The 13,513-nt window shown below is 39.3% G+C and carries 13 protein-coding genes and 1 pseudogene; all 14 read right to left on the bottom strand.

From position 1 onward, the window contains the following. Positions 1 to 472, bottom strand: a 472-nt coding sequence (locus PSN35_RS03250; RefSeq protein WP_300029370.1) for an aminotransferase class V-fold PLP-dependent enzyme, incomplete at its 3' end; no start/stop codon positions are given. A 2-nt stretch (positions 473 to 474) separates the two neighbouring features. Beyond that, entirely contained in the window at positions 475 to 897 is a 423-nt protein-coding gene (locus tag PSN35_RS03245; protein ID WP_300029366.1) for an Rrf2 family transcriptional regulator, read from the bottom strand. An 84-nt stretch (positions 898 to 981) separates the two neighbouring features. Continuing rightward, positions 982 to 1,680, bottom strand: a complete 699-nt coding sequence (cysE, locus tag PSN35_RS03240; protein ID WP_300029363.1) for a serine O-acetyltransferase — start codon at positions 1,678 to 1,680, stop codon at positions 982 to 984. A gap of 57 nt (positions 1,681 to 1,737) precedes the next feature. Further along, a complete protein-coding gene (locus PSN35_RS03235) occupies positions 1,738 to 2,586 on the bottom strand; it encodes a lysophospholipid acyltransferase family protein (RefSeq protein WP_300029360.1) in 849 nt (282 codons plus the stop codon). Next, positions 2,570 to 3,307, bottom strand: a complete 738-nt coding sequence (locus PSN35_RS03230) for an ATP-binding protein (RefSeq protein ID WP_300029357.1) — start codon at positions 3,305 to 3,307, stop codon at positions 2,570 to 2,572. Before PSN35_RS03230 ends, PSN35_RS03235 begins: the two co-directional genes overlap by 17 nt. Then, positions 3,289 to 5,034: a M61 family metallopeptidase gene (locus PSN35_RS03225; protein ID WP_300029354.1), complete on the bottom strand. Its 1,746-nt coding sequence runs from the start codon at positions 5,032 to 5,034 to the stop codon at positions 3,289 to 3,291. Before PSN35_RS03225 ends, PSN35_RS03230 begins: the two co-directional genes overlap by 19 nt. Continuing rightward, on the bottom strand, positions 5,034 to 6,326 hold the full coding sequence (locus PSN35_RS03220; protein ID WP_300029351.1) for a TolC family protein: 1,293 nt from the start codon (positions 6,324 to 6,326) through the stop codon (positions 5,034 to 5,036). Before PSN35_RS03220 ends, PSN35_RS03225 begins: the two co-directional genes overlap by 1 nt. Then, complete coding sequence (locus PSN35_RS03215) at positions 6,323 to 6,844, bottom strand: shikimate kinase (RefSeq protein ID WP_300029348.1); 522 nt, start codon at positions 6,842 to 6,844, stop codon at positions 6,323 to 6,325. The genes PSN35_RS03220 and PSN35_RS03215 overlap by 4 nt, the downstream gene beginning before the upstream one ends. 3 nt (positions 6,845 to 6,847) lie before the next feature. Then, positions 6,848 to 7,039, bottom strand: a complete 192-nt coding sequence (locus tag PSN35_RS03210) for a zinc-finger domain-containing protein (RefSeq protein ID WP_300029345.1) — start codon at positions 7,037 to 7,039, stop codon at positions 6,848 to 6,850. After that, positions 7,036 to 7,968 (bottom strand): branched-chain amino acid transaminase, encoded by a 933-nt coding sequence (locus PSN35_RS03205; protein ID WP_300029342.1) that lies wholly within the window; start codon positions 7,966 to 7,968, stop codon positions 7,036 to 7,038. The genes PSN35_RS03210 and PSN35_RS03205 overlap by 4 nt, the downstream gene beginning before the upstream one ends. 2 nt (positions 7,969 to 7,970) lie before the next feature. Next, positions 7,971 to 9,194, bottom strand: coding sequence for an aspartate kinase (locus tag PSN35_RS03200; protein ID WP_300029339.1), 1,224 nt, complete (start codon positions 9,192 to 9,194; stop codon positions 7,971 to 7,973). Positions 9,195 to 9,286: 92 nt separating this feature from the next. Continuing rightward, on the bottom strand, positions 9,287 to 9,964 hold the full coding sequence (locus PSN35_RS03195; protein ID WP_300029335.1) for a transposase: 678 nt from the start codon (positions 9,962 to 9,964) through the stop codon (positions 9,287 to 9,289). A 118-nt stretch (positions 9,965 to 10,082) separates the two neighbouring features. Beyond that, positions 10,083 to 12,968 (bottom strand): MMPL family transporter, encoded by a 2,886-nt coding sequence (locus PSN35_RS03190; RefSeq protein WP_300029333.1) that lies wholly within the window; start codon positions 12,966 to 12,968, stop codon positions 10,083 to 10,085. Positions 12,969 to 13,183: 215 nt separating this feature from the next. Continuing rightward, positions 13,184 to 13,513 (bottom strand): annotated as a pseudogene (locus PSN35_RS03185) (RNA polymerase-associated protein rapA); the annotation flags it as partial.

Here is a 13,513-nt window from a genome sequence, read left to right as displayed (position 1 = left end):
CAATTTCGTTATTAACATGCATGATAGATACTAAAATTGTATCATCGCGCATAGCTGCTTTTAAAACATCGATATCTAACAATCCATTTGTCATCGGATCAAGGTAAGTTACTTCATAACCTTCTCGCTCTAATTGACGACAAGTGTCAAGCACCGCCTTGTGCTCTGTTTTAAGGGTAATAATGTGCTTGCCTTTTTTATGATAAAAATGCGCAATACCCTTAATGGCCAGGTTGTTTGACTCAGTAGCACCAGAAGTCCAGACAATCTCTTTGGCATCTGCACCAATTAAATCAGCTACTTGTTGACGTGCTTTTTTAACCGCTTCATCAGCTTGCCAGCCGTAATAATGCGAATTTGACGCCGGATTACCAAAATCACCCTCCATAGTTAAATATTGCATCATTTTTTCAGCAACGCGCTTATCAACGGGTGTTGTTGCTGAGTAATCCATGTAAATTGGCGTAGTCATATTTATAAAATTCCTGTATTTTGTTGTTGATCATCAATGACCATTTGTAATGTTTTTGAACTTAAAAATTCTCTAATTTGGCCGCTTACCTCACACCATAGTTGATGAGATATACACTGCCTGCCATTATGACACCCTGTAGTACCACTACATCTGCGCAAATCAATATTTTCATCAACCGCTTCAATAATCTGAGTTAAGTTAATGTCTTTAGCCAGAATGTTTAATAAATAACCACCACCTGGTCCACGCACACTTTTGACCAATTCTGCACGACGCAGTTTGGCAAATAATTGCTCCAAGTAAGATAATGAAATATTTTGTCTTTGAGAAATAATATCTAAAGTAATCGGCTTACCCGTATCGTTCGATGCTAAATCTAGCATCGCTGTTACCGCGTAACGTCCTTTCGTGGTTAATTGCATATTAGTCCTTTCTAAAATTAACGAATGCTAATTATACGCTTAACCAAGTCTTTTAGTCAAGTAAAAAACCTTTAATAATTACGGTTACTTACTTTCAATTTCTAAATCGTTCACAGAGCTGTCTTTTTTCTCAGCAAGATTTAATTCTTTTGAGACTTTGTGCAGTTGAGAATCTACATCATGCAAATGCTGCAAAATAGAGTTAATTGCCTTAACTGTCGGATCGTCAGCGTCGCTACCAACTGCATAAGAATCGAAATGATCTGATTTAACAGTTTTCTCTTTAAGCACACGTCCTGGTACGCCAACAACCGTTTTGTCTGCTTCAATAGACTTAACCACCACAGAATTTGAGCCGACACGCACATTATCACCTAAAGTGATTGGGCCTAGAATTTTCGCACCCGCGCCAATCACCACATTATTACCCAACGTCGGATGACGTTTACCTTTTTGCCAAGTGGTGCCACCAAGGGTTACGCCGTGATATAGGGTTACATCATTACCAATTTCAGCGGTTTCGCCAATCACTACACCCATACCATGGTCAATAAAAAACCGACGACCAATGGTTGCGCCTGGGTGAATTTCAATACCAGTGAACCAACGTGACAACATAGATATAAAACGCGCAAGCCATTTGAGTTTTAACAACCACAGACGATGCGTCAGACGATAAAACAGCATGGCCTGCACGCCAGAATAGCAAGTAATTATCTCAAAGGTGTTTCTAGCAGCAGGATCACGCTCAAAAACACTTTGAATATCTTCAATAAATCTCATGACGAAATTATATCATAGCTGACTATTTAACTTTAAAAAGCACAAGGTGTAATTAGGTCAATAGTTAATTGAAGCCTTAAAACGCTTGTAGTTCCATAAATACTGCTCAGGCTTGGTTAAAACAAGTTCTTCAATAACTTGATTCATTAGCTTCACATCGTCTTCAATTTTTCCTGAATCAGACAAGATGTTAACCGCTTTAAAGTTTAATTCATAACCTTGACCTTTGGGCAGTCTGAGTGCCCAAGTAAGTACAACTTTGGCTTTGTTTTTTCTGGCCAATTTAGCTAATAATGTCATGGTTCTGGCATTGGTATCAAAAAATGGCATAATGACCCCGCCCTCTTCACCAGGGTCTTGATCGGGCAAAATACCTATTATTTCTTGATTTTTAATAGCACGCTGTAATTGAATAACGCCTTTTTTATCAGCTGTCGCCATGGATAAATCACCCTGCTGCCGATTGGCAATGAGTAGTTTTTCTTGCGAAGATTTCTTTAGTGGCTTGTATAAAAAAGTTGTTGGTTTAAGTAAAGAGACGACACGCCCAGTAATTTCCCAACAGCCAAAATGTGGCACCAACAATATCACTGGCTGATTAGAATCTAATTGCTCAATACTAATAGTCTTGGTAATTTTGGCTTGGTTTTCTTTAAAACTCTTTAGCCAAATATAGCCAGTTTCACTCAAGCCTTTGCCTGTTTCTATTAAAGATTTTTTAACTAGTAGCGCACGATCTTTTTCATTCATTTGTGAAAAACAAGCATTAATATTTTTTTCAACTACCTGTTTTGAATCACTATTAGTAAGATGCAAATAATAACCAATAAGCGAACCAATCCAATGATTTACTCTTAACGGCATCATGGAAAAAAAACGCAAGATAAGCTTAATCATTAACTTCATCCAATAGCGGTCGCATCGCACTCAATAGATTTTTATACAAATTGGGTGTACGCTTTTCTTCAGCTAGCAGCCACTGCTTAAAATGATCTCGCTCAGTAGGCATGGTAAAGCAAGCTGGGCATGAATCAGCAATCACTGGCAGTTTTATCGATTGGGCAAAATCTGCTAATTGACGCTCACGCACATAAGCCATCGGACGAATGATACGCAAGTCTTTACTATCATTAATGTAATGCGCTTTCATGGTTTGAATCTTACCATTATGACACATACTCATCATTAAACTTTCACTTAAATCATCCAGGTGCTGACCTAAGGCCAAAACGTTGTAACCTTCTCGCCTAGCCACTTTATACATTAGACCACGCTTAATGCGCGCGCAAAAAGAACAGTAAGAATCCCCTTTCATACTCTCTTTAGCTTGCTCAAGAATAGGAAACTCTTCAAAAAAATAAGGCGTGTCAAATTGCTTAAAAAATACCTCCAAGGCCTGCGGCTCAAACCCTTCAACTTGTGGATCAATGGTTACTACGCCCAAGTCAAAATGAATGGGTGCATGACGCTGAAAGTGCCTAAGCAAATGAAATAAACTTAAAGAATCCTTGCCGCCAGAAACCGCTAATAAGATTTTATCACCTTCTTTAATCATGCCAAAATCACTAATGGCTCGCCCTACTGGCTTAACCAATAATTTAGGTAAAACTACTCTTGGTGTAGCCATTGTTTTTGCTGTTTGGTTGTCTGTTTATCCAAATTTGACTTAATGTTTAACCGACAAAACGTTGGTGTAATTTCACCAACTATGACTGGAATTTCTAACAATAGCTCATCACGCAGGATGCCAATTTTAATGAGCTCGCCTGGGTTAAATTTATTAATTTCAGCAACCAATGCTGACTCTTTTAGCTGCTGATGATTAATGCTAATAATTTTATCACCCACATACAATCCGGCGCGTTGAGCGCTAGTGTCACTCAATACTTGAATAATTTCACTATACTCACCCTGGGTTTTAATGGTGATGCCAAAATCAGCCAAATCTTTAGCGTAGCGGACAAATTTGCAATCAACCCCTACATAGTCAAAACTCGCCTGTAATGGTAATTCTTTGACACCATACAGATAATCATCAAAAAACGGTGTTAAATCGTCGTCAACAAGTTGATTAACAATGGTTTGAATGGTGTCATCTTCTAAGCCACACGCCCGGTAGTCTTGCCAAGCAACTCGCAACACATCATCTAACGTGTGTTTATCTTGGGTGCGCAGTCTAATTTCAATATCCAGTACAAAGGCCAGTAAAGCGCCTTTGGTATAGTAACTAACAATTGCATTGGGTGCATTCTCATTTTGCTGATAAAATTTTGTCCAAGCATCGTAGCTAGATTCAGCTAATGATTGATTCAATCGACCCTTGGATTTTTGCACTCGAGTAATGGTTTGTGCAAATAAATCCAGATATTGCTCAGGGGTTAACAGCTTGGTTCTTAGCAATGACAACTCATCGTAATAAGAAGTAAAACCTTCAAAAATCCAAAGCTGCTGCGTGTAATTTTCACGAGTTAAATCTAGCCGATGAAAGCTTGCTGGTTTAAGTGTTTTTACCCACCAGGCATGAAAATACTCATGAGAACACAAAGCCAAAAAACGCGTATAGTCTTTGTTAATAACACCCATACCAATAGCCGGCAACTCCTTTCGAGCACAAATCAAACTGGTGGAGTTTTTATGCTCCAGCCCACCATAACCACTGGTTCTAACTAACGTTAAAAACAAGTACTCATCAAAAGGAATATCGCCATTAAAAAAATCAATATGATGATTGCAAATAGTTTTAAGATCTTGCTTTAAGCGCGCAATATTCGCATTGTGCAAGCCAGTTAATGTCATTTGATGCTCAACACCTTTAACATCGAAATCGAATAAAGTGAAATCAGCCATCTCTACTGGATAGTCAATCAAATCTTGATGGTTATTAGCCACATAATGTAGTTTTGATTGTTCTTTCAAGCCCGTTGCATAAGACCACTCGCCTAATGTCTGCTCAGACGCCACAGGGGTAATAACAAGTTCACATGGCTCATTTTCATGCCCAAGCGGCAATAAAAACAAACTAGTACCATTAAAAAAACCACGCTCATTGGTTAAATAGGCACTACGAACTGATAAATCAAAAGCGTATACCTCGTAAGTTAACTTTAATTCATTCTCACAAGGATGTGTAATCCAATGGTTTTTATCCAGTTTTTTTATGGCAACTGGCTGGCCGCAACTCTGAGCACTAATACTAACAATATTTTTAGCAAAATCTCGAATTAAGTAACTTCCTGGAATCCAACTTGGCAATGAAAAAACTTGGCCTAATGGGTTTGGCCCTTCAATTTTTAGCTCAACTTCAAACAGGTGTGCATGTATATTTTTTACCGAAACTGTATAGTGAATTGCCATTACAATAATTGACCAATAACTGCTTTAAATTCAAGTACTGATTTTTGGTATCGTGTTGCTTCTTGTGCATAACTCAGATTAATATCATGAACATTGTTTTGAGCGGCAATCACAAAACTCATTGATGAGTTGCCCAGCTCATAGCGCCTTTTCTCTGCTAAAGCGCGCGCCTTGGCAATATTAATTCGAACTTGATAAGTGTCTAATAATTTAGCCAAATGTTGTTGTTTTTTATTCAAAACATTGGCTTTAACTGTTAGATCAATAAGCTCCTCTTTGGCACTTTCCCCAGCCTTTGAAAGCTTGATTTGTGTTTGTTCTAAAGCAGTTTTGGCTTTTGTGCCTCCAATTGGATAACTCAAGTCCAAACCCACATTCCAATCATTACTAGTACTGTCACTCAGCCCGAGTTTTAAATCAAGTTGTGCCTGGGTATTGCTCTGATCACTGAGTAATTGTCGGCGTAATTTATCTTGCTCTAGCGCTGATATTTGCATTTCTGTTGTATTGCGTTGTAGATAATCGTCAAGCTTTATTAACTTTGATGAATACAATTCATACAGATCAAAACCACTCGTAACAGCTCTAGATTTGACATTAAGTAGCGTTGATAATTCCACGACCAATAATTCCAATGCTTGTTCAGCCTGCAATTGCTTTTGCAGTGCCCGCTGATACGCATCTTCTTGTAACAGTACGTCAACACGATCTACAACAGATTGCTCAAATTTATCTTTAACCAAGGATAACTCTTGCTGAGCTAAGGTTAGGCGCTGAGTGGTTAAAGCTAATTGCCGCTGAGCGAAACTTAAGTCAACCAATTTAAACAACTGCTTAAGGATAAACTGTTCAGCTAATTGAGTGCGCTTAAGTCGATTAATCTCAATCTGAATAGTTGATAAATCAGTAGCTAACAAATCATTTACACCATTAGCACCTTTGAGCAGAGGCTGAGTGTAGCTTAACGATAATTTATCACTTGCTGTGCCATCACTCCAAACATTGTTAATACTAACATCGGCGCCACTATCAATTAAATTATGCGTCGCGGAAATACTAGCGCTTGATACTTGATTATTTGATGTATTGGCTGAATCAACTGAGCCAGTTAACACCCAATCTTGATTGGCAGTTGTGGCAACGTAATCTAGCTTTGAGGTTTGCTGATCAAAATTTTGTTGGGTAAAAAACGGGTGAACAATTTGCAAACGCTCAACAAATTCTGCTTGTGTCATTGCCACAGCGTTAACACTAAACAACAAAGCAAAACTAGCAGTTGAGAGTGTCTTCATTTGGGAATGGCTTTTTTAATTTCGTTAATAATAGCGTAAAGTTTTTTGCCTGTCGTGTCAATCACCACATCTGCCACTTCTTGGTACAAAGGTTCGCGCTTTTTAACCAGGTCTCGAATAGTTTGCTCACGATTTGTGGATTGTTCAAGTAGTGGACGAGATTTAGAGCGCGCTGTACGCATAACCAGCTGCTCAATGCTAGACGACAAATACACCACAAAACTATTACGCTTTAGCAGCTCTCTATTTTCTGGCTTGATAACAATACCGCCGCCAGTAGCGATCACAATATTTGGAATTTCACAAAGTTCAGCCAGCATGTTAATTTCACGCTGACGAAACCCCTCTTCCCCTTCAACATCAAAAATATGATCAATGGCCACACCAGTACGGGCAACAATTTCAAAATCTGAATCAAAAAAATCACGCTTTAAAACACAAGCTAGGCGACGACCAACCGAAGTTTTGCCTGAACCCATTGGCCCAACCAAAACAACATTAACCGACTTATTTTCCATATCTTAGCCTAACTCGTAGTTTGCACCGCAGTATGGGCATGAGCCCTTGCCTTGTTTGTCAAACTGAATATACACTTTGGGATGCATGTTCCATTTTTGTGTATCTTTTGGTGGACAATGGAATGGCAAGTCTTTAGCCTCAACAGTGGAATGACTAACATGTTTTTGCTGATACCCATCAACTGAATCGATCATTTACACAATCCTTTTGCAATCCAAGATTTGTATTGCTCATTGCGACCATAAACACAGTCAAAATAAAGCGTTTGCAATACTTCAGTAACAGGGCCGCGTGTACCATTGCCAATGGTGCGATTATCCAATTCACGAATTGGGGTTACCTCGGCAGCTGTTCCGGTAAAGAATGCTTCATCAGCACAGTACACTTCGTCGCGAGTAATGCGCTTTTCAACTACTTTATAACCTAAATCAGTTGCCAATTTAAAAATTGTATCACGAGTAATACCCGCTAAAGCAGAGGTTAAATCTGGCGTGTAAATAACGCCATCACGAACAATGAAGAAGTTTTCACCACTACCTTCTGCAACAAAACCATCAACATCCAATAATAACGCTTCATCATAACCATCAGTCAAAGCCTCTTGTAGGGCTAACATTGAGTTAATGTAATTACCATTTGCCTTAGCCTTGGTCATGGCAATATTAACGTGATGACGGGTATAGCTTGAAGTCTTGATACGAATACCATTTTTCATATTATCTTCACCTAAATACGCACCCCATTCCCACGCAGCAATAATTGTATGCACCTTAAGTGAATCTGCACGTAAACCCATTCCTTCTGAACCGTAAAAACACATTGGACGAATGTAGGCGCTGTTTAGATTATTTTTGGCAACTGCGTCTTTTTGCGCTTGGTTGATTTCATCTTTTGAATAGCCAATATCCATATTCATAATTTTGGCTGAATTAAACAAGCGATCAGTGTGCTCTTCAATTCTAAAAATGGCTGGACCGTTATCTGTTTCGTAAGCGCGAACACCTTCAAACACGCCCATGCCATAATGTAGTGTGTGTGTTAATACATGAACCTTGGCATCGCGCCAATCAACCCACTCGCCATCAAACCAAATCAATCCATCTCTATCGTCAAATCCTGGCATTTTTATTCCTTGTCTAAATTAAAAGCACTGTGCAAAGAGCGCACCGCTAATTCTAAATATTTTTCATCAATCACCACTGAAATTTTAATTTCACTGGTTGAAATCATCTGAATGTTAATCGCTTCATTGTGCAGCACCTCAAACATTTGCGCAGCAATACCTGCGTGAGAACGCATGCCAATGCCCACCAACGACACCTTAACCACCTTATCATCACTCTGTACAGAAATAGCATCCAACTCATCACACACTGTTTGCAAAATGGCTTGAGCCTGATCAAAATCATTGCGATGCACAGTAAAGGCAAAATTCGTCAAGCCTTCACGCGCCGAAACACTCTGCACAATCATGTCAACTTCAATATTGGCATCACTGATATTTTTCAAAATTTTAAAGGCAATACCCGGCTTATCTGGCACACCAATCAAACTTAATTTTGCCTCATCTTTATTATGCGCAATGCCTGAAATAACAGCTTGTTCCATAATGTTTTCCTCACTAGTAATTAGTGTGCCTACTGGGTTGTCAATCATGGATGACAACACCCTTAACGGCACTTTGTATTTTGATGCAAACTCAACCGAGCGGATTTGCAACACTTTAGAGCCAAGCGATGCCATCTCCAGCATTTCCTCATAACTCACGGTATTCATTTTTCTGGCATTCGGTTCAATGCGTGGATCTGTGGTGTACACACCATCCACATCCGTGTAAATCTGACACTCGTCTGCTTTAAGCGCTGCAGCTAATGCTACCGCTGTGGTATCTGAACCACCACGACCTAGCGTGGTAATATGCCCTTGCTCATCCACACCTTGAAAACCTGCAACAATCACCACTTTGCCTGAGTTTAGACTCTCATGAATACGATGATCATCGATAGACTTAATACGTGCCTTGCCATGCTCTGAGTCTGTCACAATGCGCACTTGCGAACCCAGGTATGAAATTGCATCGCAACCAATTTGTTGTAGAGCCATGGCTAATAGTGAAATAGTTACCTGTTCACCCGTAGTTAACAGCATATCCATTTCACGCAGTGATGGCATCGCTTGAACTTCTTGTGCTAAAGCGGTCATTCGATTGGTTTCACCACTCATAGCAGAAACACTCACTACCAGCTGATCACCACCTTGTGCATAGGCTTTAATTTTCTGTGCAACCGCCTGAATTCGTTCAACCGAACCCACCGATGTTCCACCATATTTTTGTACAATTAGCGCCATTAAACTATCTATAAATCAATAATCTCAAAATTATACCTCTATCCCCTTGGACTGCCTTTCTATTTTGGTATTATAGGCCTTGCCTATAATACTTATTCAAAAATCAAATCCAAATCAATATCTTTAATAATTAGACCTTTATTTTCTCCAAACACTTTAGATGTGTTTTTAGAAAAAATATTGTATTCTTGAACTGAGCCTATTTCAGAAATTACACTTTTAATCTCTTTTTTGTTGCAAATAGACTCACCCAATTCCGTACCTAAATATTCAAAAATACTAGACTTAACCAAATTAGATTTAGGATTGATATGATGATGAATGTAATTTAAGTTTACATATACAGATAACACTGGCAATCCAAACTCACCATCAATCATATTAGCTTTAAATTTTCCCTGAAACAACGAACCAGATCTTTTATATTTTTGATTGAAATACATCGTGTAACTAGTTCCCAGCTTTTGCATAAACCTAGAAATACCATCTTCTGACTCTTGTTTTAATACTAAATGAAAGTGATTTGGCAGCAGACAATAAGAAACAATAGATACCAATGCACCTGCATCTTCATCTTTTGCCACCCTCCCTTGGCCTTTATATCTATTGTTATTGATACTAGGGTTTGTACCATCTTTGTTTAAATCAATCAGCCTTTTAAAAAAATAATAAAGATCCTCTTGTGATTCAAATATATTTCGCTTATCCACACCCCTGTTAAAAACATGGTAGTAATTATCTTCGTTAAACTGTATTTTTCTAATTGACATTTTTTATCTATTTTATAAGTATTATAGGCCTTGCCTATAATATCACAATTCAAAAAAAAGACTTGCATAAAACAAGCCTTTGTAAAATAAGTATTATAGGCCTTGCCTATAATACAATTTATTTTTTGGTACCGAACACGTACTTCGGTTTGAAGACATAAACCAATAATGGAATGATTGTTAGTGCAATCACCACATCAATAATCAACGCTTCAGAGATGAAAATTCCAAGTGCCCACGTATTAGCTAGCTGAGTCATCAATAGTGGAATGAAGCTTGCAAGCAACACGATGATTGATGCAAATACCGCAGCACCCGTTGTTTCTAATGTGTTACGCACCGATTCAACCCATTTTCCACCTGTATTGGCCATTTCCTCTTTTAAGCGTGAGATCATGTAAATGCCGTAGTCGACACCCAGGCCCATTGCGATTGACAATGACACCAACGTTGCAAAGTGCAAATTACCTGACCAGTTTTCAACACTGGTAAAGTATGCACCCAGTCCATACTGGGCAAATAGCGTTACTAGTAGTGTTGAGGTTAAAATCGCTGCTACCAAAGGCGAGCCAAAGATAAGTGCTGCAATAATAAAGATTGCTAGTGCTGTAACCAATGGAGACTTAATGTATTCAACTTCAGCTACGTCATGCGTTGCTTCGGTTGCACCTAAGAAACCACCTACAGCTACGGTATCTGTACCGCTATCTTCAATCTGAACCGTCTTGCCACTTTCAGGCATATGCACTACATCACCTGATTTAAAGCCCCAAGTAACTAAATCAAACCCTGGCTCATCTTTATTATCTTTAAACCATTGCTGAATATCTTTAACTGTTTGATGCGTTTTAACCGGATCCATGGTATTCACAAAACCCATAATCACACCTTCATTCCAGCCTTTAGCCACAAACGAATCCAAGTCACCTGCATTTGTATTTGCTTCCAACAAGCCGTTAAAACCAGTCACAATTTCATTTGCATCTGGCACCCACTCAGGATCTTCCGGATCACCATACACATCCATATTAGCATTAATAAATGCTTCATTTGGCACATGGAAATACTTAAGATCCGGTTCTTGCCCTTCTGGTGTCATCATCAGCATGTTTACAATTTTCATAAACTGAATATACGAACCAGTAAAGCCAATATTTGGATGCGCTCTCATCCAGTCTTCTGTCTTTTCAATTGCCGCTTGAACTTCAGCATTATTGAAAGCACCTTGTGGATCATCTTCATCCTCATCCCAACAAGGCGTACCCGGCGCTTGCGAGCCATCATACTCACACGCAGGCAACATTGGGAAATGCTCAGCCTTACCTTTAATAGGAATGTTTACTGAAATCACACCCGGCATTACCTCGCCCAAGCGACGCAGGTCAATGTTTGCATCCGAATCATACTTAAATGCTGCACGCGAATAGTTAATGCCCACTTCCACACCTGGCATCGCAGAGCCTTCTGTCGGGCTTAGCACTTTAGTTTGCACCGTGCTCCAAGCCACCAATGCTAGAATCATGCCAATTGGGATGATTTTCATCTTGCCAGTGATAACACTAGTCAATGTATTAGCCATGCCTTTTTCAAAGGCCGAAGCTTCTGTCATCGATGCATCTTGCTTAATATCTTTACCTGGGAACATCGCCATTAAAATCGGCGCAATGGTTGTGGTGGTAATTAGAATGGTCAACATGCCAAACATGCCAAAATACGCATAAGCTTTGTAGAATGAAATATCCACAAATGACAAAGTAAAGAAGCCCACCATATCCGTTACAATCGCCAGCGTTGCAGGAATAATGGTGGTGGCAATAGCTTTCTCTGCAGCGCTCATTGGCAATCTACCCGCGCCACTATGCAGCTCACTTTGATAACGCCTAACCACTTGCACCGCGTGCCCTGTGCCAATAGCGAGTAACAACATTGGCGTTAACACCATCATGGTTGTTAGCTTATAAGCAGTAAAGCCCATTAAGCCTAGAGTAATAATAATGGTTGAAACCACGCCAATTAGTGGAAATACCGATCCTCTCCAACCTTTATTGAGATACCAAAGCATACCCACAACAATCAAGAATGAAATCGCAAACAACCACCACTTCTGCACTAAGTCATACAACATAAAGGCCAAGAAGTACGGCTCGCCCGCAATACGCACTTCTACTCGATCGCCATGCTCTGCCTTAATAGCGTCAACCAACGCAATGGTTGAAGATACCCATGGTAAGTAATCAGTTTTAACCGTGTCAGCGTAGTCACCCACAATAAAGAAACCTTTGGCACTACACACCTCATCATCAAACCAACCCTCTTGGGCAAACTCACAACGCGTTCCATCTGCTTTTTGCTTAAGCATTAGCATTGGTGCTAATACTGGGTTGGTTTCAATACCTTTCTTGAGGTGTGCTAGTTGTTTATCAGCGACTTGCTTATCCGTGGTGTTAATACCAGCTACCGGAATTAAGCGCTCAAACTTAAGGCCACCATCTTCACTCGTACCCATATACTTAATCTTTTGCGCCGCAATATCCATAAAGTTAGATGGACGTGCATGATCCAGTGCCACCATGTCATTATGAGCCTTTTGTACCATGTTAACAAACCAAGGCTGATAAATATCACTGCTTGTTTCCCACTTTCCATTTGCACTTTCACAAATGGCTTGTGTCATCTTGGCCGGGGCCGACTCATGAATACGCAAACCCGTTTGTGGATCAAAACGTACAATTTCATCTGCATCAGCATAAGGATCATTACCACCCACACACTCTTTTAAAACAAAACCCACCACCATAATATTACCAAAGCCAAATTTCTGCTCACCATAAGCATTGGTAGCTACATAGCGATTAGTTTCTGGCAATAAAGTATCCGGGTCATTACGAATATCTAAAAACTGTACAAAGTAGCCCATAAACAGCGTAAATGCCGCCATTAAAGCTAAGATAACTTTACGGTTGGCTATTACAAATGCAGCGTACTTAGATGCAAAATTATTCATGATTATCTCTCTCCTAAAGGATGAATATTTTTTAAAATTTAAAAACAAAAGCAAAGAAAAAGCAATGCCTTTGGTTTTAGATCTTTAAAATAGTTTGTTTATGACTATATTATTAAGTTCTAATTTTGATTAAAGATAGAAAAAAGGCCTGAGATATCCCAGGCCTTTTAATCCAAAGTATTATAGGCCTTGCCTATAATACTAGTTAAATAATCTTAGAAAGAGTACTTAACACCCACTTGGATATTAGATGATTTTTCTAACTGACCAAACTGAGTATTTGCATCACCCCAGTATTTGTTGTACTCAACCGTTGCTTGAGTATCGTCGTCAATTGAGAATTCAGCATCTAAACGATTCCACTTGCCGCCATTTTCTTCAAACATAAAAATGTTGTTCCATCTATGTTCGCCTGATGCACCAAATGGCTTAGAGAAGAATAGAGAATAAAACTCTTTGTTTTCCTCAGCTTTGTTGAAGCCATTGCTCATATGCATACTGGCAAAATCACCCGTATAGATGCCACAATTTTCCCCTTTTCCTGC

This window comes from Candidatus Thioglobus sp., from assembly GCF_028599055.1.
In the GTDB taxonomy this organism is placed as follows: domain Bacteria; phylum Pseudomonadota; class Gammaproteobacteria; order PS1; family Pseudothioglobaceae; genus Thioglobus_A.
This window is presented reverse-complemented; position numbering and strand designations above follow the sequence as displayed.